The following is a 22273-nucleotide window of genomic DNA, read 5'->3' as shown; positions in this document are numbered from 1 at the left end:
ATACCAAGCAAAGCTCAGAATCACCCTAATTGTGACAGCTATCACCACCCTGACAAAAAACACTGCAAGATCATGGGTATATTTAAAAACACAGCCAAAAAAAAGCACCTAAAATTGCTGTTTAATCGAATTTATCGCCTGTTTTTGGCACAAAAAAGACCTCCTGAGGAGGCCTTTTTTTTATTCTTCGAAATAAATCACTAATCTTAGCGACCGTTCTGTCTCAAAACAGTTTCTCGAAAAATTTTGCTAGTCACTTTTTCGTTAAGCCAATAGCTCTTTCGCTGTATTAACAACGTTGTCGACCGTAAAGCCAAACATCTTGAACAGCTCACCGGCCGGCGCAGATTCACCGAAAGTCGTCATGCCGATGATCTTGCCACCAAAACCGACGTACTTGTACCAGAAGTCAGCAATGCCTGCTTCTACAGCAACACGTGCAGTTACATCTGCCGGCAGTACGGCTTCTCGGTATGCTGCGTCTTGCTTGTCAAATACATCTGTTGCAGGCATAGAAACAACGCGTACTTGCTTACCTTCAGCCGTTAGTTGTGCTGCCGCTTCTACTGCCAGCTCAACTTCAGAACCGGTTGCAATCAGGATCAGCTCAGGCTTGCCTTCACAGTCTTTCAGGATGTAGCCACCCTTAGCGATGTCAGCAACCTGTGCTGCGGTACGCTCCTGCTGAGCCAGATTCTGGCGCGAGAAGATCAGTGATGACGGGCCGTCTTTACGCTCGATAGCCAGTTTCCAGGCCACTGCAGATTCAACCTGATCACATGGACGCCATGTGCTCATATTTGGCGTCAAACGCAGAGAAGCAATTTGCTCAACAGGCTGGTGAGTCGGACCGTCTTCACCCAGACCGATTGAATCGTGCGTGTAAACCTGGATGTTTTGCACTTTCATCAGTGCCGCCATACGCATTGCGTTACGTGCGTATTCCATGAACATCAGGAAGGTTGCGCCGTATGGTACAAAGCCGCCGTGCAGCGCAATACCGTTCATGATGGCTGTCATACCGAACTCACGTACACCATAGTGGATGTAGTTACCCGATGCGTCTTCAGCCGTCAGCGACTTAGAACCAGACCACATAGTCAGGTTTGATGGAGCAAGGTCAGCTGAGCCGCCCATGAACTCAGGAAGCATCTGGCCGAACGCTTCCAAAGCGTTCTGTGATGCTTTACGTGATGCAATGTTCGCAGGATTTGCCTGAAGATCGGCGATGATTTGGCTGGCTTTTTCTTCCCACTGAGAAGGCAGCTCGCCATTCACACGACGCTTGTACTCCGCTGCTAGCTCTGGGTGAGCTGCCGCGTACGCGTCAAATTTCGTGTTCCATGCTGCTTCTTTCGCCGCACCGGCTTCTTTGGCATCCCACTGTGTCGCAATGTCAGCCGGGATTTCAAACGGACCGTGGTTCCAGCCTAGGAATTCGCGTGCCGCGGCAATTTCGTCATGGCCAAGAGGCGCACCGTGGCAGTCATGCGAGCCCGCTTTGTTTGGTGAACCGAAACCAATAATGGTCTTGGTACAAATCAGTGTCGGACGACCTGTGTCTGCTTTCGCCGCTTCGATGGCTGCATTGATAGCTTCAGGATCGTGACCGTCTACTGCTGGAATTACGTGCCAGCCGTAAGCTTCAAAACGTTTTGGTGTGTCGTCAGAGAACCAACCTTCCACTTCACCGTCGATAGAGATACCGTTGTCATCCCAGAATGCAATCAACTTGCCCAGGCCCAGTGTGCCAGCCAGTGAACATGCTTCGTGAGAGATACCTTCCATCAGACAGCCATCGCCCATGAACACGTAAGTGTTGTGGTCAACAATGTCATGGCCTTCACGGTTGAATTGTGCAGCCAGGGCTTTTTCAGCCAACGCCATACCAACACCGTTAGTAATACCCTGGCCAAGAGGACCCGTTGTCGTTTCAACACCCGGCGCGTAGCCGTATTCTGGGTGACCCGGTGTTTTTGAATGCAGTTGACGGAAGTTTTTCAGATCGTCGATAGACAAATCATAACCTGTCAGATGAAGCAGAGAATAAATCAGCATTGAACCGTGGCCGTTCGACAGAACAAAACGGTCGCGATCAGCCCACTGTGGGTTTTGTGGGTTGTGGTTCATGTGGCCACGCCACAGGACTTCAGCGATATCTGCCATCCCCATAGGTGCACCAGGGTGGCCAGAGTTGGCTTGTTGAACACCATCCATGCTCAGGGCGCGGATTGCATTAGCAAGATCTTTACGAGAAGACATGTCTGCTCCAGAAATTCGTAGACTGTTGTATTGTAGTTATTTACCAATCTGTAACTGCGGTAAATTAACCTAGATTCGGCGGGCGGGTATTGTCGCAAAGTCTGCCCCCGGACTGCAAACGTTTTCCTGAAGAAAATGAGCACTATTTCAATAAGCTGCCATCCCCCTCATTTGCAATTTTGCCGTTAAGGCCCTGAAAGGTAAACGTTTGCCTTTGCGATACATCTATCACCTTACAATTCACAGTGTTGATTTTAAGCCTGATATAGGTATTATGGCCGTCTAGACGGAGGTAGCTCTATACATTCAAACGTATATCCATATGCGTTTTTCTTATGAAAGCCTTTTATTTCAGAGCACCTTGTTATCAATCTACAGCCAAATAAGAGTGAGTGTACGCATGTCAAAGCACCTGTTTACTTCTGAGTCCGTATCAGAAGGTCATCCGGATAAAATTGCCGATCAGATTTCTGATGCAGTCCTGGATGCGATCCTGGAACAAGACCCAAAAGCACGTGTTGCGTGTGAGACTTACGTGAAAACCGGCATGGTAATGGTAGGTGGTGAAATTACTACCTCTGCCTGGGTTGATATCGAAGAAATTACACGTCAAACCGTTCGTGAAATCGGCTATGTCAACTCAGAGATGGGCTTTGATGCCAACTCTTGTGCCGTACTAAGCGCTATCGGCAAGCAGTCTCCGGACATCAACCAGGGCGTTGACCGAGAAGATCCACGCGAGCTGGGTGCGGGCGACCAGGGTATCATGTTCGGCTACGCGACCAACGAAACTGATGTACTAATGCCTGCTCCGGTAACTTATGCTCACCGTCTTGTAGAGCGTCAGGCTAAAATCCGTAAGAACGGCACCCTGCCTTGGCTTCGTCCGGATGCAAAAAGCCAGGTAACTTTCGCTTACGATCAAGGTAAGATTGTCGGTATTGATGCCGTTGTTCTTTCTACCCAGCACTGCGAGAGCATCGAGCTTCCAGTTCTGCAAGAAGCAGTAATGGAAGAAATCATCAAGCCGGTACTGCCTTCTGAGTGGCTGAACAAAGACACCAAATTCTTTATCAACCCAACCGGTCGTTTTGTTATCGGTGGCCCAATGGGTGACTGTGGCCTGACTGGCCGTAAGATCATTGTTGATACCTACGGTGGTGCAGCGCGTCACGGTGGCGGCGCATTCTCTGGTAAAGATCCATCGAAAGTTGACCGTTCTGCAGCATACGCGGCACGTTATGTTGCCAAGAACATCGTTGCTGCTGGTCTAGCTGAGCGTTGTGAGATTCAGCTTTCATACGCTATCGGTGTTGCTGATCCAACATCAATCATGGTTGAGACGTTCGGTACCGAAAAAGTGTCTCACGACGTTATCGTTGAAGCGGTACGCCAGCACTTCGACCTACGTCCGTACGGCCTGATCGAAATGCTTGACCTGCTTCAGCCTATCTACCAGAAGACAGCAGCATACGGCCACTTTGGTCGCGAAGAGTTCCCTTGGGAAGCAACTGACAAAGCAGAAATGCTACGCGACTTCGCAAACATTAAGTAAGCGACAACGCACCAGTTTAAAAAAGGAAGCTTCGGCTTCCTTTTTTGTTGTCTGTAGAACACCACTCTAACCCTCCCCATTTCCAAGGGGGAGTTAGAGGGGGGTATGCTCTTATTGTCGCCCTCTCCCAAACTCTTTATACTTCCCACTCCACCAGCCACGCACAGCGATTCATGTCAGCACTCCAGTCCCAAGTTATCGCCAGAGTCGAGCAGTGTATCGCACATGCCAACCAGCGACTCAACAAGCGCCTGCTAATGCCAGCAGTCAGTTTCAGGCAACGGGGTAAAATTGCCGGAAGTGCCCGCCTGCAAGGCTGGGAAGTGCGTTTTAATTCCGTGTTACTGGAAGAGAACCCGCAGGCATTTCTCGACGAGGTCGTCCCTCACGAGGTCGCCCATCTTGTGACCTTCAAATTGTTTGGCAAAGTGCGCCCGCACGGTCGCGAATGGCAAATCATCATGACCGAGGTCTTTAGGATCCCGGCCCGGACAACCCACAGCTTTGATGTCTCTTCGGTGCAAGGCACCACCTACCTGTATCGGTGCGACTGCAGCGAACACCAGCTCACCGTTCGCCGCCACAACAAAGTGCAGCGAAAGCAGGCGACCTATCATTGCCGGCGTTGCCAACAGCCGTTACTGGCGGTTTGACGACGACACCGGCTGCAAAACAAAAATGTAATTTTCCTTTTTATAAAGAGTGAACTACTTCTAAAACTCACATTCAGTGATAGTCTTATCAGATAGAGTTCTAACAATAAGACGTCATATGCAGTGTAATTTTAAGTGGCTCGGCCTCGGGTTCCTGTTTCCGGCCATCGTTCTGGCAGCTCCCCCCTCTTCGTTTAGTAAAGCAAAGAAAATTGCGGTCGGTATTTACCAGGATCACCCAGTCAGCTTCTACTGCGGCTGCGATATCGAATGGCACGGCAAAAAAGGCATTCCGGATCTGGAGAGCTGCGGCTACCAGGTACGCAAACAACAAAAGCGAGCCAGCCGTATAGAATGGGAGCACGTGGTTCCGGCCTGGCAGTTCGGTCACCAGCTACAATGCTGGCAAGATGGCGGGCGCAGAAATTGCCACAAGGATCCTAAATTCCGCGTAATGGAAGCCGACCTTCATAACCTGACGCCGACCGTCGGAGAGGTCAACGGCGACCGCTCGAACTACAACTTCCGTCCCTGGAACGGGCAACAGGGCGCTCATTACGGTCAGTGCGAAATGAAAGTTGATTTTAAAGCCCGCCGAGCCGATCCTCCGGCTTCGACACGAGGGGCTATTGCGCGGATCTACCTGTATATGAGCGACGAATACCCCTTCCGCCTGTCGAGCCAGCAACGCCAACTCATGGAAGCCTGGAACAGGCAGTATCCCGTCACGACCTGGGAATGCGAGCGCGACAGAAGAATTGCCGATATTCAGCATAACAACAACCCTTATGTGCTTCGTGCCTGCCAGGAGCAAGGGCTTTAGTCGCATACTCCTTTATCGATAAAAACAGTATTACCCCTCGTCTGGTAATACTGTTTTACCGGCGAAATCCTTTCCCAGCCTTGTAATTTCGCCTTCCGGCATCCATGTACTATTTAATGACACAGAACTCACAACTGCATTCACAACAAGAGTTGATATAATGCAGCGAGATAATAACTAACAGGTTATTGAGATAGCCATGAGAATCCCACGTATTTACCACCCTGAGCGACTTCCCGAACAGGGAAAGGTTATGCTCAGCGATGATGCCGCCAACCACGTCGGCCGTGTCATGCGAATGCAGGCAGGCCAGGAAGTGCTGCTGTTTGACGGCAGTGATGCCGAGTTTCCCGCAGTGATCACCAACGCCAGCAAAAAAAGCGTTGAAGTCGACATCCAAAGCCGTCTCGAGAACAGTGTTGAATCGCCGTTGAATATCCACCTTGGCCAGGTTATCTCGCGGGGTGAGAAAATGGAGTTCACCATCCAGAAGTCGGTCGAGCTGGGTGTAATGACTATTACTCCGCTGATTTCCGAGCGCTGCGGGGTAAAGCTGAATGCCGAGCGTTTTGAGAAAAAACTGGCCCAATGGCAGAAAATCGCTGTCAGTGCCTGTGAGCAGTGCGGCCGCAATACCGTGCCGGAAATCCGTCCGGTCATGAAGCTGGAAGACTGGTGTGCAGAAGACTATGACGGACTCAAGCTGAACCTGCACCCTCGTGCCAGTTACTCAATAAACACTTTGCCGGAACCCGTTACCAAGGTGCGATTGCTGATCGGGCCGGAAGGTGGCCTGTCGGCCGAAGAAATCGGTATGACAGAGCAGTACCAATTCGATGAAATATTACTCGGCCCGCGAGTTCTGCGTACCGAAACTACGGCGATGACAGCAATCACCGCCTTACAAGTCCGCTTTGGCGACTTAGGCTAACCAGGCCAACGACTGACTAGGAGAAAGAAATGATCAAACTGGGTATCGTGATGGATCCGATTGAATCCATCAACATTAAAAAAGATTCCAGCTTTGCCATGATGATGGAAGCGCAGCGTCGTGGCTGGGAAATCCATTATATGGAAATGAACGACCTCTCACTGGAACAAGGCAAGGCCGTTGCCCGTACCCGTGTGGTTAGCCTGAAAGAAGATCCAAATGGCTGGTACGAATTTCACAACGAGCAGGAAATCTCCCTATCCGAGCTGGATGCCGTACTAATGCGCAAAGATCCGCCTTTTGATACCGAATATATTTATGCGACCTATATTCTTGAGCGTGCCGAAAGCGAAGGCGCCCTGATCGTCAACGAGCCCCGCAGCCTGCGCGACTGCAATGAAAAGTTGTTTACGGCCTGGTTCCCGGATCTGACGCCGACCACCGTCGTTACCCGCAGTGCCGATAAGATCAAGGCTTTCCATCAGGAGCACGGCGATGTGATCCTGAAGCCCCTTGACGGTATGGGCGGCTCATCCGTCTTCCGGGTGATGAAAAACGATCCGAATGTCTCGGTGATCATCGAGACGCTGACCAGCCACGGCCAGAACTACTGCATGGCACAAACCTTTGTGCCGGATATCAGCAACGGTGACAAACGTATTCTGGTGGTCGACGGCGAGCCAATGCCATATTGCCTGGCCCGGATCCCGGCCAAGGGCGAGACCCGCGGCAACCTGGCAGCAGGCGGCCGGGGCGAAGCCCGTCCGATCAGCGAGACAGACCGAAAAATCGCGGAAACCGTTGCTCCGGTACTAAAAGAAAAAGGCCTGATCTTTGTCGGTCTTGATGTCATCGGCGACAAGCTTACCGAGATCAACGTCACCAGTCCGACGTGTATTCGTGAAATCGAAGCTGCTTTTGATATCTCGATTACCGGCAAGCTGATGGATGCCATTGAGCGCCGTGTAAACGCTTAATTAACCTCGACAATATAAACGCAGCCTACAAACTGGGCTGCGTTTTTTACGTATCCGACATGTTACGTACAAGACGTAAATACCATTTCTAACAAATTATCGGCATACTGTAAGTAACAGGATATGTTGTAGGTGCACACGAATGAATCTGACTAATCATTTTCTGGTTGCCATGCCCAGCATGCAGGATCCGAATTTCAAGGGCAGCGTTGTCTATGTCTGCGAACATAATGACGATGGGGCCATGGGTATTGTCATTAACCTGCCTATCGATATTTCTGTAGGCAATATGCTTGAGCAAATTGAAGTTGAGCGTGAGCTACCGGTAAACAATCCGGCGAGCCTTGAACAACCCGTATTCAATGGGGGCCCGGTATCCGGCGATCGCGGTTTCGTCCTTCACTTGCACCTGCAAGAAGGTCAGCTCGACTCAAGTATCAACATTACCGAACAGGTATCGGTCACCACGTCCAAGGACATCTTGCCGCTACTCGGTACCAGCGAGGCACCGGAGAAGTTTCTGGTCGCACTCGGCTATGCCGGATGGACGGCCGGACAGCTTGAGCAGGAGCTGGCTGAAAATACCTGGTTAACCACTGAAGCCGATCCGGACGTTGTTTTCAACACCCCGGTCAACGAGCGCTGGGACAAAGCTGTTGCCCAGCTCGGCATAAACTCGGCCCACCTTTCTATTGATACAGGACATGCATGAGTAACTCACGCAGCGTATTAGCATTTGACTATGGCACCAAAAGTATTGGTGTCGCGATTGGCCAGGAGCTGACAGGCACAGCCACTCCCCTTGCCGCACTAAAAGCCAAAGACGGTATCCCGAGCTGGGATGCTATCGAGAAGATCCTCAACGAATGGCAACCGGATCTGGTTGTCGTCGGCCTACCGCTAGATTTGGAAGGCGGCGAACTTGAGGCCATCACCCCACGGGCGAAAAAGTTCGCCAACCGCCTTCATGGTCGCTTCGGCTGCCAGGTTGAACTTCATGATGAGCGCCTGAGCACCGTTGAAGCCCGTTCCGAGCTGTTTGATCGTGGCGGTTACCGCTCGCTCAGCAAAGGCAATATCGACTCTCAGTCAGCTGTCGTGATCCTCGAAAGCTGGTTTGAGCGCCAGTACGGATAACGCTCTCTCTTCTCCCCGTTACACGGGGAGAGCTTTTCCCAGCACTCTTCCCCTGTACACCTTTTTTATCTCAATTCACCAAATTACTGTCACCTTCTGCACGAAAAAGATCCGGCCAGATCTCACCCCGCGTTGAATAAGGCCTGATCAGCCTGTACAGCTTTTGGACACTTTGAACCCAAAAGCTCAACAAGCTGCACACCAACACGGCCTATCAAGCATAAAAGTTTTTAAGATCAAACAAGTAGAGAACTTGTGCAGTAAAAAAAGCGTTAGGATCACAGGAACCCCAACGCTTTTTCTATATGGTGTACTTTTTGCTACCAAGCGTTACCCCATATCGACAGTCACCCCATCAAGGGTATTACTACCCTGCTGGTTCTTGCAGCCGACCTTGATCATCAGACGCAGATCGTTGGCCGAGTCGGCATGGTGAAGCGCGTCCTGCTCGGTGATCTTGCCCTTTCTAAACAACTCGTACAGCGACTGATCGAATGTCATCATGCCGGACTCACTGGACTTGGACATCGCCTCTTTGATCTCATGCAATTCACCCCGGCGGATCAAGTCAGCAATCCGAGGAGTATTGATCAAGAGTTCAAACGCACCATGACGGCCAACACCCTTGGCATCCGGGATCAACTGCTGGGCAAGAATACACTTGAGGTTCAGGGACAGATCAAACAAAAACTGTTCCCGACGCTCCTTGGGCACCAAATGCAGGATCCGCTCCAGGGCCTGGTTGGCATTGTTGGCATGCAAGGTTGCCATACACAGGTGCCCGGTTTCGGCAAAGTTCATCGCATATTCCATGGTTTCGGGAGTCCTGATTTCACCGATCAGGATCATGTCCGGCGCCTGGCGCAAAGAGTTCTTCAAGGCGACATCATAGCTTTCTGTATCAAGCCCCACTTCACGTTGGGTCACTATGCAGCGTTCATGCTTATGGACAAACTCAATCGGATCCTCGACAGTCAATATATGCCCGCTGCGGTTTTTATTACGATAACCAGTCATCGCCGCCATCGAGGTCGACTTGCCCGATCCGGTTGCACCGACAACCAAGACCAGGCCACGCTTGGCCAGCGCCATTTTCTGCATATCCATCGGCAGGTTCAGTGAGAATAGATCAGGGATATCTGTCTCTATCCGCCGCACAACCATACCCGGTAGCTCACGCTGCCAAAAAGCACTGACACGAAAGCGCCACTCACCACGTACCAAAGCAAAATTTGCCTCCCGGCTAGTGGTGAAGTCCTGTCGCTGTTCCGGATCCATCGCCTCGTCAAACAATCGATCAACAGCGTCGCGATCCAGGCTTTCTCCCAGAGGCTGAAGTTTCCCGTCCACCCGCAGCAAGCACGGGGAGTCTACCGTAATGTAGAGATCAGAGGCCTTGCAACGTACCACTTCCTCAAGGATCTGCTGTAAGTTCATTACCTTTCCTTTTATTTCGCTAATACGACTGCGCTAGGCGAGACTACTGTCGACAACACGGCGTCCTTCTTCAGACTCTACAATTCCCTGCGCAACAAGCATTTTGACACTCTGCTCCATCGTCTGCATCCCCATCGCAGAGCCAGTCTGGATCATCGAGTACATCTGGGCAACCTTGTCTTCCCGGATCAGGTTGCGAATCGCCGGCGTCGCCATCATCACCTCATGGGCTGCCACCCGGCCGCCACTGACGCACTTAAGCAGGTTCTGCGATACGACCGCCCGCAGAGACTCCGACAGCATCGAACGCACCATCGCCTTGTCATTACCGGGGAAAACATCAATGATCCGGTCAACCGTCTTGGCCGCCGAACTGGTATGCAAGGTCCCAAGTACCAAATGCCCGGTTTCGGCGGCTGTCAGCGCCAGGCTGATCGTTTCCCTGTCCCTCAGTTCCCCGACCACAATAACATCAGGATCTTCACGCAATGAAGACCGCAGCGCATTGTGGAAGCTGTGCGTATCGCGGTGAACCTCGCGCTGGTTGATCAGGCAGCGCTTACCGCTATGGACAAACTCCACCGGATCTTCAATCGTCAGAATATGCCGGTTGTAGTTGGCGTTGATATAGTCGACCAAGGCCGCGATAGTTGTAGACTTACCCGAGCCTGTGGCTCCGGTCACCAGTACCAGGCCCCGCTGGCACTGGGCAATTTTGTAAAACACCTCGGGCACATTAAGCGAGTCCAGCGAAGGAATATGAATTGGGATAGTTCGAAATACCGCCGCGCTTCCCCGGGACTGCTGAAACGCATTAACACGAAAACGGCCGACTTTCGGCAGCTCGAACGAAAAGTCCACTTCCAGCTTCTCTTCGTACTCCCTGCGCTGGGCATCAGTCATGATATCGAACACCAACCGGTGTACCTCTCCATGCTCCAATGCTGGTAAGCTTAGTTTTCTGACTTCACCGTCAACCCTGATCATTGGCGGAACACCCGCAGAAAGGTGCAGATCAGAGGCATTATGCTTTACACTAAAGTCCAGTAGTTCGGTGATATCCATAAATTTTCCCCACAGAATCGATTATGAGTAGTATCAAACAAAACATTGAGCAGGTCATCTCCCAGATAACCTCGGCAACAGAAAAATGCGGCCGGACAGCCGATTCCGTGCAGTTACTGGCGGTAAGCAAGACCAAACCTATTGCCGCTATCGAAGAAGCCATCGATGCGGGACAATTTGCGTTTGGCGAAAATTATGTCCAGGAAGGTGTCGAAAAGGTACAGCATTTTGCCACCAGCCCGCAGGCTGACAAACTTAGCTGGCATTTTATCGGTCCTATCCAGTCAAACAAAACCCGGCAGATTGCCGAGCATTTTGACTGGGTGCACTCTGTCGACCGGGCAAAAATCGCCCGTCGTCTCAGTGAGCAACGCCCGGAAGATATGCCACCATTAAATATACTATTGCAGGTCAATACCAGCGCTGAAGCCAGCAAATCCGGCGTCGCCTTTGACGAGTTAGCCACACTGGCCGACGAAATTGCCGCAATGCCCAACATCGTGCTGCGCGGCCTGATGTCAATTCCGCAAAAAGCGGACGACTACGATAGCCAATATGCAGCATTTCATGCATTGGCCGAGGCCCAGAAGGCATTACAAGGCAAGCATCCGCAGCTCGATACCCTGTCAATGGGCATGAGCGGTGATATGGAAGCCGCCATCGCTGCAGGCAGTAGCATTGTCCGTATCGGCACCGCAATCTTCGGCGCGCGTGACTACGGCACTAAACAGTAAATGGCTCTTAGGACTATTTGACAAGGACTCTACATGGAACAACGTTCAATCGCTTTTATCGGTGCCGGCAATATGGCCCGCTCTATCATTGCCGGGCTGGTTTGCAGCGGCTACCCTGCCGACAAGATCACAGCCACCGCACCGGGCCCGGCTCGCCGTGAACCGCTTGCCCGCGACTACGGAATTCACACCGGTGACGACAACCTGCTGGCAGCCGAACAGGCCGAGGTGATCGTGCTGGCAGTCAAACCACAGTTGATGGAAAAAGTCTGCCGTCCGCTACAGGGCATCGACCTGTCCGGTAAACTGGTGATCTCAATTGCGGCAGGAATATCAGCCCAGCGCCTCAACGAAATGCTCGCCACCGAGCTCAATCTCGTCAGGGTAATGCCCAATACGCCATCGCTTATTGGAAAAGGCATGAGCGGTATGTTTGCCACAACCACAGTATCAACAGCAGACAAGGCCTTTGCAGAAAACTTAATGCGAGCTGTCGGCGAAGCGTGCTGGGTAGAGCAGGAATCGGGAATTAACGGTATTATAGCGGCAGCAGGAAGTGCCCCTGCCTACTTCTTCCTGTTTATGGAAGCGATGCAGGCCGAAGCCATCAGGCAGGGCTTTGATCCGCAGACAGCCCGTCTGCTGGTCCAGCAGTCTGCAGCAGGAGCTGCAGAAATGGTGGTTGCCAACCCAGATACCGAGCTGGCAACCTTGCGCGAGCAGGTAACATCCAAAGGTGGAACCACGGCAGAAGCACTGCGGACGTTTAACGAGCACCAACTTAGTGATACCGTAGCCAAAGCAATGCGTGCTGCGATTTCCCGCGCTGAAGAAATGGAAAAATTATTTTAAGGTTTAGTTATGAATTCAATTGGTTTTCTGGTCAGTACCCTATTTGACCTCTACATCATGGTTGTATTGCTACGGATCTGGCTCCAGTGGGCTCGGGCAGATTTCTATAACCCGTTCTCCCAGTTTATCGTCAAGGCAACCCAGCCGGTTGTCGCGCCGCTGCGTCGTATTATCCCGTCGATTGGCTCGCTGGATCTTGCCACGCTGCTGTTTGCCTATGTCCTTAGCATCGCCAAGTTTGTCATTCTCCAACTGGTACTGACTGGTGGCGGCATGGCATTCACCCCTGACTTCTTGTGGGTTGGCGCCCTGGCGCTGCTAAAAGCTGCCGGTGGTCTGCTATTCTGGGTACTGCTGCTACGCGCAATTCTGAGCTGGGTCAGCCAGGGCCGCAGCCCGGTTGAATACGTAATGCACCAGCTGACCGAGCCGATGACAGCCCCTATCCGCCGTATTATTCCGGCAATGGGCGGCCTGGATCTGAGTGTTCTGGTTCTGTTTATCGGCCTGCAGTTTGCCAACTTCCTGATGGGCGATATCATCGGTCCGATCTGGCACCAGCTATGAGTCTGAATGCGATAACTCGCAGCGGAGACGATTTGGTAATCCGGCTGTATATTCAACCCAAAGCCAGCCGGGACCAAATCGTCGGCCTTCATGGCGATGAGCTCAAAGTTGCCATTACCGCCCCGCCGATCGACGGCAAGGCCAATGCTCATCTTACCAAATTCCTTGCCAAGCAATTTCGGGTTGCCAAGGGACAGGTAATGATTGAAAAAGGCGAGCTCGGCCGCCACAAACAGGTACGTATCGAGGCCCCGCGGGAAACGCCCACAATCGTTTCTGATCTGCTGTAAACATTCGCAGACTCAAGCACTCAAAAAACCTACAGCTCAGCCGACTGGCTGGGCTGCTACAACAATCATCAGCTGACTATACTAAAAAGAATGAAATACCCACCAGGCTATAGGGGTCGTATAAATAACCGGTGAGTATCCAAAAGGATAAAATCATGACTCGAATTTTATGTTTATTATCAGCACTACTCTTTACCGCCCTTCCCGTTAATGCTGAACAGCTAACCAATATCGGTAACCTTGAAGTCCATTACTCCAGCTTTCCTTCCACCTTTCTGACTCCCGAGGTCGCCAACACCTACCGCATTCAGCGCAGCCGTTACTCGGCCGTTGTCAATGTCACCGTGCTGGACAAAACCCAGGAAGGCAAACCGGCAGTCACTGCCGTCTTGTCCGGACAGGCCAAGAACCTGCTTGGTTCAATCAAGAAACTCTCCTTCCGCGAGGTTCGCGAAGGCTCTGCCATCTACTACATTGCCGAGCTTAGCCATGCCAACGAGGAGAGCTTCAGCTTTACCATCGATGTCTCCCAGGGCGGAAACAGCGGCCAGATAGCATTCAAACAAACATTTTATGTCGACTAGGCAGCCGCCACGCATACTCGGAAGGAGCCAGTGGCTCCTTTTTTATTATCAGAAAACTAAGCAGTAAAGCTATCAGAAAACAGTCCGGGCTCAATTGAGTGGTGACAGAGCAAGATTGGTATTATCATAGCGCCCCGTTATTATCAGTCCGCACGAATTCACCGAGGAACAACGATGAGCAAACTAGTACTGGCCACTGGCAACCAGGGCAAAGTAAAAGAAATGGCAAGCCTGCTTGCAGACTTTGGGTTTGATGTCGTCGCCCAGAGCGACTACAACGTCTCTTCGGTTGCCGAAACCGGCACAACCTTTATCGAAAATGCCATTATCAAAGCTCGTCATGCGGCAAAGGAGACAGGCCTGCCGGCAATTGCCGATGACTCTGGCCTGGAAGTGGATTACCTCAAGGGCGCACCGGGTATCTACTCAGCCCGCTTTGCCGGCGAAGAGGCCAGCGATCAGCAGAATCTGGAAAAGCTACTGAAGGAGATGGAAGGCGTTCCAGCCGAGCAGCGTACTGCCCGCTTCCACTGCGTACTGGTTATGATGCGTCACGAAAATGATCCGACACCACTGGTTTGCCACGGCAGCTGGGAAGGCAGCATCCTAAGCGAGGCCCATGGCGAGAACGGCTTCGGCTATGATCCCGTATTCTGGGTGCCGGAAGATCAGTGCGCCTCCGCCGAGCTGGAACCTACCCGCAAGAAGCAGCTTTCACACCGCGGCAAAGCCCTGCAGAAACTGTTTGCTGCCCTGAAGGACGCCTAATGCTAGTTCCACCGCCACTCAGCCTGTATGTCCACATTCCATGGTGTGTACAGAAATGTCCCTACTGTGACTTTAACTCGCACGCCCTGAAAGCGGAGATCCCCGAGCTCGATTATATCGATGCCCTCATCGAGGATCTGGACACCGATCTGGCCGCCTATCGGCTGACAGAAGACAGCCGTTCGCTGCATTCAATTTTTATCGGCGGTGGTACACCGAGCCTGATCTCCCCCGAGGAGATCGGCCGTCTGCTAAAGGCAATCGAGGCCCGTATTCCGTTCAGCGAGAATATTGAAATTACCATGGAAGCCAACCCGGGTACCGTCGAAGCCGGGCGTTTTACTGCCTACCGCAAGGTCGGTATCAACCGGATCTCAATCGGGATCCAGAGCTTCCAGGACGAGAAGCTAAAGCGCCTTGGCCGTATCCATGGCAGCGACGAAGCAACCAAAGCTGCAAACCTGGCAACTAACGCCGGGTTGAACAGCTTTAACATTGACCTGATGCACGGGCTGCCTGAGCAGTCGATTAACGATGCCCTGTCAGATCTCAAGCAGGCTATCGCCCTCAATCCACCGCACTTGTCCTGGTACCAGCTAACTATCGAGCCCAATACCCTGTTCTACTCCAAGCCGCCGACACTGCCGGATGACGACGACCTGTGGGATATCTTCGAACAGGGCCACCAGCTACTGACCGAAGCGGGTTATGTCCAGTACGAGATTTCCGGCTATAGCAAACCCGGCCTGCAATGCCGTCACAATCTCAACTACTGGCGCTTCGGTGATTACCTCGGAATTGGCTGCGGCGCCCATGGCAAGATCAGCTTTGCCGACGGGACAATAACCCGAACCGTCAAGGTCAAGCACCCGCGTGGCTACCTGAACCCGCAGAAACCGTATCTGGATCAGGAAACACAGGTTGAGGATAGCGAAAGGCCATTTGAGTTCTTTATGAACCGTTTCCGCCTGCTGGAATCCTGCCCGAAGCAGGACTTTGTCGAGCGTACCGGCCTGCCGTTAGACGCTATTCAGTCTTCGATAGACTGGGCTCTGGGGGAAAACTACCTGACCGATAACGGCAGCGAGTGGCAGATCACCAAGCAGGGCAAGCTGTTCCTCAATGACCTGCTGGCCGCCTTTGTCGACGAGGAGTAACTTACTCCAGAGTCACGCTCTGCCATTGCCTCAGCGCCGGGATCAAAGACTGGATCTCATGTTCTTTTTTCTGGCGCCTGGCAACCCGGTCACACAGCTCCTGATCAATAAATTGGGAGTGGGATAGCACATAGGGCAGATCGTCGGTCATCATGCGATGGTAGGAGGCCAGCACAGCAAGCTGCTGGTCATTGAGTTTTACTTTATGAACCCCGTAATATAGCTGCCCGCTCGGTTTGACCAGAAACGTATCAGCACCACTTTCAAGCCGTATCTCGCTATCTTGCAAGGTAATGGCATTATGCCACTGTGGTTGGCACAGTGGCGCCGATATCACGCTAGGGCTGGCTAACAAACCGAGCAAAATAAGCCACGGACTTATTGTGTGACAATGGCTCTTACGCATATGCATCCCCCATTAATCAGGGCATGCACCGCTCATCGCAAGCCGCCATCACCCGTTAAAAAATAGAACGTCCAATTCTCTCTGCCAGCAACTCCAGTGCCGCGGTACCTGCCAGCGAGTTTCCGGAAGGGTCCAACTCCGGTGACCATACCGCAATCGACATTTCACCCGGTACGATCGCGATAATTCCGCCACCGACGCCGGACTTGCCCGGCATGCCCACCCGATAGGCAAACTCACCGGCACCGTCATATAACCCGCAAGTCGCAAGCAAGGCATTGGTCTGCTTACTCTGAGTCTGGCTGATGATCGTTTTTTTCGCGCCTAAAGGAAGCCCTTTATTGGCCAGATAGCTAAATGTCCTCGCCAAATCAACACAACTCATCTTCAAAGCGCAATAGCTGAAGTAATTGGTCAACACCGGCATCACTTCGTTTTCAAAGTTGCCGAACGAGCGCATCAGGTAGGCAATAGAGGCATTGCGATCACTGTGCTGCATTTCGGAGCCCGCAACCTCCTTGTCATAGACAATATGCGGATTGCAGGCCAGCTCGCGTACCTGCTCCAGCATCCGGTACTGGGGAGCAGAAAGCCGACTATGCAGCAGATCCGACACCACCAAAGCCCCGGCATTGATAAACGGGTTGCGCGGAATGCCGTTTTCCAGCTCAAGCTGGATCATGGAATTGAAGGCGTGCCCCGAGGGCTCCTTGCCGACGCGCTGCCAGATCTCATCGGGCTCGTACAGGGTCATTGCCATTGTCAGGCTCAATACCTTGGAGATAGACTGGATCGAGAAGCCTTCCTCGCTGTCACCGGCCTGAATAATTTCACCATCGTTATAGCAGACTGCAATCCCCAGCTTATCCGCCGGCACTTTGGCCAATGCCGGGATATAGTTAGCGACCTTACCCTGGCCAATCAATGGCCTGACTTCGTCTAAAATCTCACTGAGCAACGTTTCTGTTGGCTTCATTATTTTTTTCTCCAAGGATAAAAAAGCCAACACAAGGCTGGCTTTTTCTTCAATTGCATTGGATTTTCGTTGTTCCCGGTTCGAATGCCGAACCGTCAACGGGGAAATTATTCAGTTCGTTCGAACTTCATATCCCATACGCCGTGGCCCAAACGGTGGCCGCGAGCTTCAAATTTAGTCAGAGGGCGATCTTCCGGACGCGGAATGTAATCACCGTCAGTTGCCGTATTGCGGTAGCCTGGCGCCGCGTTCATCACTTCAACCATGTGCTCGGCATAGTTTTCCCAGTCTGTCGCCATATGGAAAATACCGCCGATTTTTAGCTTCTTACGCAACATCTGTGCAAATTCAGGCTGAACAATACGGCGCTTGTGGTGACGCGCCTTGTGCCAAGGGTCTGGGAAGAACAGCTGAACCATGTCCAGGCTGCCATCCGGGATCATATGATCAAACACTTCAACACCGTCGTGGCACATAACGCGCAGGTTTGTCAGGCCGGCTTCTTCTGCTGCCATCAAACAGGCACCGACACCCGGGCTGTGTACTTCGATACCGACATAGTTCTTCTCTGGCGCATTCTTCGCCATTTCAACCAGAGAGGCCCCCATACCAAAACCAATTTCCAGTACGACCGGTGCTTCGCGGTTAAACACTTCTTTCCAGTTGATTAGTTCCTGAGCGAAGTCAATACCCATTGTCGGCCAGTTGTTTTCCATCGCCAGCTCCTGGCCCTTGGTTAAACGGCCTTCACGACGGACAAAGCTACGAATTTTTCGTACCAGTTTGCCGTCTTCGGTAAATTCAGTCATGGTCACTTCACCTGACTTTTTTGAAACTTCGCTCATGCTTACTATCCAAACAAAAAAGAAACGGAACGGCATTATCCAAAGTTATAGGCTAAGTTCAAGTCTATCGATTGCGACAATACCCAGATTGTGGTGCAATCTCGCTCAATAAAACCCAATAATAACTTTCGCCGCGGTGCGAGCTGCACGGTGTCAGGAAGTATAAGTGATTGCCAGATCTGACTCAATTTTAACCGATACAGGCCGTCAGCATCACCAGGCGAACACACTACAAGTAAAGTGAGCGAATTTCTGTGACTAATACCTTCTCTGAGGCCATTTTGACGTGGTACGACAAATTCGGCCGCAAAACGTTGCCTTGGCAGCTCAACAAAACCCCTTACAAAGTCTGGCTGTCGGAGATCATGCTCCAGCAAACCCAGGTCACCACGGTGATCCCGTATTTCGAACGTTTTATTGCCCGTTTCCCGACCGTTCAGGATCTCGCTGCTGCAGAGCAGGATGAGGTGCTGCATTTATGGACCGGACTCGGCTACTACGCCCGTGCCCGCAACCTTCACAAAGCCGCACAGGTTATTGTGACCGAGCACAAAGGGGAATTCCCGACCGATATCGACAGTGTTATCGCCCTACCGGGGATCGGCCGCTCGACCGCCGGTGCCGTGCTATCCCTGTCACTCAACCAACACCACCCTATCCTCGACGGTAATGTAAAACGCACCCTGGCCCGCTGCTATACCGTTGAGGGCTGGCCAGGGAAAAAGCCGGTTGAAAATGCCCTGTGGGAAATTGCCGAGAAAAACACCCCGGCAGCAGGTGTCGAGCGCTATAACCAGGCAATGATGGATATGGGCGCAATGATCTGCACCCGCAGCAAACCAAAATGCGAGTTATGCCCAGTAGCCGAAATGTGTCAGGCCAAGGCCCAGCAGCGCCAGATGGACTTTCCCGGCAAGAAACCGAAAAAAACACTGCCCGAAAAACAGGCCTGGTTTGCCATTTTTCAATGCGGCGAGGAAGTCTGGCTCGAGCAACGGCCACCGGCCGGGATCTGGGGAGGACTATGGTGTTTTCCGCAAAATGATCATCAGGATCTTGGCGGTATTATCGAGCAGCGCCTTGGCTCTTCTGGCCAAAACATCGAGGCCACCGAGCAGCTCAATGCGTTCCGCCATACCTTCAGCCACTATCACCTCGATATCGTGCCCGTTAAAATCACGCTCAGTGCTATTCCAGATATGATTGGCGAGTCCGGCAAGGGCCAGTGGTACAACCTCAACCAGCCGCCCAAAGTCGGTCTGGCCGCGCCTGTTCAGCAAATTCTGGAAAGTTTGCATTACGAGCTGAAACAGCACTAATAACCCTAGCTAGGAAGGGGCTAAGTGCCCCTTTCTCGGTGAAATATAGAAGCGCAAGCTGCACTCTGGTATAACTAGCAACGTACTCATGAAGGTTAGGATTAAGGAGCCACTCGATGAGCCGTACTGTATTTTGTGCCCGTCTGAAAAAAGAAGCGGAAGGTTTGGATTTCCAACTTTATCCGGGCGAGCTGGGTAAACGTATTTTCGACAATATTTCGAAAGAAGCCTGGACGGAGTGGCAAGGTAAGCAAACCATGCTGATCAACGAGAAGAAACTGAACATGATGGATCCGGAGCACCGCAAGCTGCTGGAAACGGAAATGGTTAACTTCCTGTTTGAAGGTCAGGATGTGATCATCGACGGTTATACGCCGCCGAGCGAGTAGTAATCGCCCTGACTTCACGAATAATCGCTTCTCCGGGATAAAAAGCTTACCCGGAGTGCCAGATAATGACATCATTTGCCAATAAACAAGTGATGTCTTTTTTTTACCGGAAACTATGAAAAAACGCGCTCTTATACTGTCACTTCTGCTGCTGAGCGGATGCAGTCGCGAATTTGTCGAAAAATTTTACGACGTCGACTACACCACAACCAACCGCTTTGCCAAAAACCTCGCCCCGTTGCCGGGCCAGTTTACCAAGGATGCAGCGGCCCTTGATCGCCTGATGAACAACTTCAGCGGCCAGGTAAAACGCTACTGGGGGGACAACGACTCCCTGGTGGCCGGCAAGCGCCAGTACGTCAAATATACCGACGGCTACAAAAGTCGTGCCCATGTTGATTTCGTACGCGGCGTCGTGATTGTCGAGACCGTTGCCACCACAGAGCCGGAGAACCATCTCAAAGAAGCCATAACGACCACACTACTCACCCCGGATAACCCGGGCGGCGTTGATTTATATTCAGACTCGGGCATTGATTTCAACGGCAAGCCTTTCCTCTACGGCCAGGTTCTGGATCAGGATGGCAAGCCTATCGAGTGGTCATGGCGAGCGAACCAGTTTGCCGACTACCTGATTAATAACGGGCTGAAAAAGCGCAAGGTTCGTTACCAGCAGGCTTATTATGTCGAGATCCCAATGGTTGCCGATCACGCCAACAAGCGAAGCTACAAGTACGCCAGTATTGTTCGTGATGCCTCAAGGCGCTACGGTATTCCCGAGGATCTGATCTATGCCATCATCAAGACCGAGAGCAGCTTCAACCCCTATGCCGTCAGCCATGCCAATGCCTATGGCCTGATGCAGGTCGTTCCCAACACCGCGGGCGCCGATGTTTTCAAGCTGGTAAAAAACAAATCAGGCAAGCCCTCGCCGGAATACCTGTTTGATCCGGCAAAGAACATTGATACCGGTACTGCCTATTTTTATATCCTGCGAAACCGCTACCTCAAGGAAGTCCGTGATCCGCTATCGCTGCACTACAGCATGATTTCGGCCTATAACGGTGGTACCGGCGGGGTCTTAAAAACCTTCCACCGTGATCGGAAGCGGGCAATGAACGATCTCAACAACCTCAAACCCAACCAGGTTTACTGGGCGCTCACCAACAAGCATCCCAAAGCCGAGGCAAGGCGTTATCTGCAGAAAGTGACGACTTTCCAGAAGGAATTCAATCAGGGAAAAATCTGATGCGATGACAATGAAATAGCCGCCAATGCCGCCCATGTATAAAAAGCGAGCAAGCAGGCATTTTTATTAAAAAAGTTGTTGACGAACAGGCTGAAAACCCGTTTAATAGCGCTCCGTTGCCTCGATAGCTCAGTCGGTAGAGCAGAGGATTGAAAATCCTCGTGTCGGTGGTTCGATTCCGCCTCGAGGCACCATTCTTCTTTTTTGAACAATGGTGCAAGCAACGAAAGCTATTCCCCCTTAGTTCAGTTGGTAGAACGGCGGACTGTTAATCCGTATGTCGCAGGTTCGAGTCCCGCAGGGGGAGCCAAATTTAGTTTTTGAGCCCAGGCTTGAAAACAACACGAATAAGTGTGCCGACTTAGCTCAGTAGGTAGAGCAACTGACTTGTAATCAGTAGGTCACCAGTTCGACTCCGGTAGTCGGCACCATTTATTGCAAAGCAGAGACTTAACCATCCTGCTTTTGCCTCGATAGCTCAGTCGGTAGAGCAGAGGATTGAAAATCCTCGTGTCGGTGGTTCGATTCCGCCTCGAGGCACCATTATTCATCCGATACGAGCATCTCGTATTAGACAAAGAATAATTCCCCCTTAGTTCAGTTGGTAGAACGGCGGACTGTTAATCCGTATGTCGCAGGTTCGAGTCCCGCAGGGGGAGCCACATTTAGTGTGCCGACTTAGCTCAGTAGGTAGAGCAACTGACTTGTAATCAGTAGGTCACCAGTTCGACTCCGGTAGTCGGCACCATTTATTAGCAATTGTTGCAGTATGCAGCATTGCAAAAGTTAAAGCCTAACCGCTTTTACTTTTGCCTCGATAGCTCAGTCGGTAGAGCAGAGGATTGAAAATCCTCGTGTCGGTGGTTCGATTCCGCCTCGAGGCACCATATATAATTAGAGATTGATTCCTGTTACTGCTTTGCAGTAATGTGTCGGTCCCTAGCCGGGCGCGGTCGATTCCGTCCCCGAGCACCATATAATTCCCCCTTAGTTCAGTTGGTAGAACGGCGGACTGTTAATCCGTATGTCGCAGGTTCGAGTCCCGCAGGGGGAGCCAAACTTCGATTTAAGCTTCGGCTTGAAAAGAATAAAAATAAGTAGTTCATCTTTATCGAGATAACTGCACATGTGCCGACTTAGCTCAGTAGGTAGAGCAACTGACTTGTAATCAGTAGGTCACCAGTTCGACTCCGGTAGTCGGCACCACTCTTTGAAACCTCATCTTTTGATGAGGTTTTTTTTCGTCTGAACCCCGCCATAAACATTCCGTATCATATTGGGTCACTCGGCAGTTATA

General features: G+C 51.7%; 23 protein-coding genes and 9 tRNA genes. 26 read left to right on the top strand and 6 right to left on the bottom strand.

Annotated elements, in window-relative coordinates:
• Nucleotides 1-264: 264 nt before the first annotated feature.
• Entirely contained in the window at nt 265-2262 is a 1998-nt protein-coding gene (tkt, locus tag L4D19_RS21175) for a transketolase (RefSeq protein WP_428454127.1), read from the bottom strand.
• A gap of 400 nt (nt 2263-2662) precedes the next feature.
• Between tkt and metK the strand changes: the two genes are divergently transcribed.
• From metK to ruvX, 7 genes are all read left to right on the top strand, one after another.
• Nucleotides 2663-3817 carry a methionine adenosyltransferase gene (gene metK, locus L4D19_RS21170; protein WP_428454126.1) on the top strand — a complete coding sequence of 385 codons (1155 nt, stop codon included), beginning with the start codon at nt 2663-2665 and terminating at the stop codon, nt 3815-3817.
• 173 nt (nt 3818-3990) lie between these two features.
• Nucleotides 3991-4470, top strand: coding sequence for a SprT family zinc-dependent metalloprotease (locus L4D19_RS21165; protein ID WP_428454125.1), 480 nt, complete (start codon nt 3991-3993; stop codon nt 4468-4470).
• Nucleotides 4471-4588: 118 nt separating this feature from the next.
• Nucleotides 4589-5293, top strand: a complete 705-nt coding sequence (gene endA, locus L4D19_RS21160; RefSeq protein ID WP_428454124.1) for a deoxyribonuclease I — start codon at nt 4589-4591, stop codon at nt 5291-5293.
• Between the two features lie 199 nt (nt 5294-5492).
• A complete protein-coding gene (gene rsmE / locus L4D19_RS21155) occupies nt 5493-6224 on the top strand; it encodes a 16S rRNA (uracil(1498)-N(3))-methyltransferase (RefSeq protein ID WP_428454123.1) in 732 nt (243 codons plus the stop codon).
• 29 nt (nt 6225-6253) lie between these two features.
• Nucleotides 6254-7201, top strand: a complete 948-nt coding sequence (gene gshB / locus L4D19_RS21150) for a glutathione synthase (RefSeq protein ID WP_428454122.1) — start codon at nt 6254-6256, stop codon at nt 7199-7201.
• A gap of 142 nt (nt 7202-7343) precedes the next feature.
• Nucleotides 7344-7913, top strand: coding sequence for a YqgE/AlgH family protein (locus tag L4D19_RS21145; protein WP_428454121.1), 570 nt, complete (start codon nt 7344-7346; stop codon nt 7911-7913).
• Nucleotides 7910-8338: a Holliday junction resolvase RuvX gene (ruvX, locus tag L4D19_RS21140; protein WP_075763144.1), complete on the top strand. Its 429-nt coding sequence runs from the start codon at nt 7910-7912 to the stop codon at nt 8336-8338. Before L4D19_RS21145 ends, ruvX begins: the two co-directional genes overlap by 4 nt.
• Nucleotides 8339-8668: 330 nt before the next feature.
• Here ruvX and L4D19_RS21135 read toward each other — a convergent pair whose 3' ends face one another.
• Nucleotides 8669-9775, bottom strand: coding sequence for a PilT/PilU family type 4a pilus ATPase (locus L4D19_RS21135; protein ID WP_428454120.1), 1107 nt, complete (start codon nt 9773-9775; stop codon nt 8669-8671).
• Between the two features lie 33 nt (nt 9776-9808).
• Nucleotides 9809-10840, bottom strand: coding sequence for a type IV pilus twitching motility protein PilT (locus L4D19_RS21130; RefSeq protein ID WP_075763146.1), 1032 nt, complete (start codon nt 10838-10840; stop codon nt 9809-9811).
• 23 nt (nt 10841-10863) lie between these two features.
• Between L4D19_RS21130 and L4D19_RS21125 the strand changes: the two genes are divergently transcribed.
• From L4D19_RS21125 to hemW, 7 genes are all read left to right on the top strand, one after another.
• Nucleotides 10864-11574: a YggS family pyridoxal phosphate-dependent enzyme gene (locus tag L4D19_RS21125; RefSeq protein ID WP_428454119.1), complete on the top strand. Its 711-nt coding sequence runs from the start codon at nt 10864-10866 to the stop codon at nt 11572-11574.
• Nucleotides 11575-11607: 33 nt separating this feature from the next.
• Nucleotides 11608-12426 carry a pyrroline-5-carboxylate reductase gene (proC, locus tag L4D19_RS21120; protein WP_428454118.1) on the top strand — a complete coding sequence of 273 codons (819 nt, stop codon included), beginning with the start codon at nt 11608-11610 and terminating at the stop codon, nt 12424-12426.
• Between the two features lie 9 nt (nt 12427-12435).
• On the top strand, nt 12436-12993 hold the full coding sequence (locus L4D19_RS21115; RefSeq protein ID WP_075763149.1) for a YggT family protein: 558 nt from the start codon (nt 12436-12438) through the stop codon (nt 12991-12993).
• Complete coding sequence (gene yggU, locus L4D19_RS21110; RefSeq protein WP_428454117.1) at nt 12990-13283, top strand: DUF167 family protein YggU; 294 nt, start codon at nt 12990-12992, stop codon at nt 13281-13283. The genes L4D19_RS21115 and yggU overlap by 4 nt, the downstream gene beginning before the upstream one ends.
• A 155-nt stretch (nt 13284-13438) precedes the next feature.
• Complete coding sequence (locus tag L4D19_RS21105; protein ID WP_160654288.1) at nt 13439-13867, top strand: DUF4426 domain-containing protein; 429 nt, start codon at nt 13439-13441, stop codon at nt 13865-13867.
• Nucleotides 13868-14041: 174 nt separating this feature from the next.
• Complete coding sequence (locus tag L4D19_RS21100) at nt 14042-14635, top strand: XTP/dITP diphosphatase (protein ID WP_428454116.1); 594 nt, start codon at nt 14042-14044, stop codon at nt 14633-14635.
• Nucleotides 14635-15792 carry a radical SAM family heme chaperone HemW gene (gene hemW / locus L4D19_RS21095; RefSeq protein WP_428454115.1) on the top strand — a complete coding sequence of 386 codons (1158 nt, stop codon included), beginning with the start codon at nt 14635-14637 and terminating at the stop codon, nt 15790-15792. Before L4D19_RS21100 ends, hemW begins: the two co-directional genes overlap by 1 nt.
• 1 nt (nt 15793) lies before the next feature.
• Here hemW and L4D19_RS21090 read toward each other — a convergent pair whose 3' ends face one another.
• The 3 genes from L4D19_RS21090 to trmB all read right to left on the bottom strand — a co-directional run bounded on the left by L4D19_RS21090 (nt 15794) and on the right by trmB (nt 18019).
• Entirely contained in the window at nt 15794-16198 is a 405-nt protein-coding gene (locus L4D19_RS21090; RefSeq protein ID WP_428454114.1) for a YggN family protein, read from the bottom strand.
• A gap of 55 nt (nt 16199-16253) precedes the next feature.
• A complete protein-coding gene (glsB, locus tag L4D19_RS21085; RefSeq protein ID WP_075763166.1) occupies nt 16254-17174 on the bottom strand; it encodes a glutaminase B in 921 nt (306 codons plus the stop codon).
• Nucleotides 17175-17281: 107 nt separating this feature from the next.
• Nucleotides 17282-18019, bottom strand: coding sequence for a tRNA (guanosine(46)-N7)-methyltransferase TrmB (gene trmB, locus L4D19_RS21080; RefSeq protein WP_160654300.1), 738 nt, complete (start codon nt 18017-18019; stop codon nt 17282-17284).
• A 254-nt stretch (nt 18020-18273) separates the two neighbouring features.
• Here trmB and mutY point away from each other — a divergent pair, with 254 nt between their 5' ends.
• The 12 genes from mutY to L4D19_RS21020 all read left to right on the top strand — a co-directional run bounded on the left by mutY (nt 18274) and on the right by L4D19_RS21020 (nt 22182).
• Entirely contained in the window at nt 18274-19338 is a 1065-nt protein-coding gene (gene mutY, locus L4D19_RS21075; RefSeq protein WP_428454113.1) for an A/G-specific adenine glycosylase, read from the top strand.
• A gap of 116 nt (nt 19339-19454) precedes the next feature.
• Nucleotides 19455-19727 (top strand): oxidative damage protection protein, encoded by a 273-nt coding sequence (locus L4D19_RS21070; RefSeq protein ID WP_428454112.1) that lies wholly within the window; start codon nt 19455-19457, stop codon nt 19725-19727.
• A 115-nt stretch (nt 19728-19842) separates the two neighbouring features.
• Nucleotides 19843-20976, top strand: coding sequence for a membrane-bound lytic murein transglycosylase MltC (mltC, locus tag L4D19_RS21065; protein ID WP_428454111.1), 1134 nt, complete (start codon nt 19843-19845; stop codon nt 20974-20976).
• 118 nt (nt 20977-21094) lie between these two features.
• Nucleotides 21095-21170: transfer RNA gene (locus L4D19_RS21060), tRNA-Phe, on the top strand.
• A gap of 40 nt (nt 21171-21210) precedes the next feature.
• A tRNA-Asn gene (locus tag L4D19_RS21055) sits at nt 21211-21286 on the top strand.
• A gap of 45 nt (nt 21287-21331) precedes the next feature.
• Nucleotides 21332-21407: transfer RNA gene (locus tag L4D19_RS21050), tRNA-Thr, on the top strand.
• A 36-nt stretch (nt 21408-21443) separates the two neighbouring features.
• Nucleotides 21444-21519, top strand: a tRNA-Phe gene (locus L4D19_RS21045).
• A 43-nt stretch (nt 21520-21562) separates the two neighbouring features.
• A tRNA-Asn gene (locus L4D19_RS21040) sits at nt 21563-21638 on the top strand.
• A 10-nt stretch (nt 21639-21648) separates the two neighbouring features.
• Nucleotides 21649-21724, top strand: a tRNA-Thr gene (locus L4D19_RS21035).
• Between the two features lie 63 nt (nt 21725-21787).
• Nucleotides 21788-21863: transfer RNA gene (locus tag L4D19_RS21030), tRNA-Phe, on the top strand.
• Between the two features lie 94 nt (nt 21864-21957).
• Nucleotides 21958-22033 (top strand) — tRNA-Asn (locus L4D19_RS21025).
• A 73-nt stretch (nt 22034-22106) separates the two neighbouring features.
• Nucleotides 22107-22182: transfer RNA gene (locus tag L4D19_RS21020), tRNA-Thr, on the top strand.
• Nucleotides 22183-22273: the final 91 nt, after the last annotated feature.

Origin of the sequence: Photobacterium kasasachensis (genome assembly GCF_050336885.1) — a bacterium.
In the GTDB taxonomy this organism is placed as follows: Bacteria; Pseudomonadota; Gammaproteobacteria; order Enterobacterales; family Vibrionaceae; genus Photobacterium; species Photobacterium kasasachensis.
The sequence above is the reverse complement of the archived record's forward strand: the minus strand, read 5'-3'. Positions and strand labels throughout refer to the sequence as shown.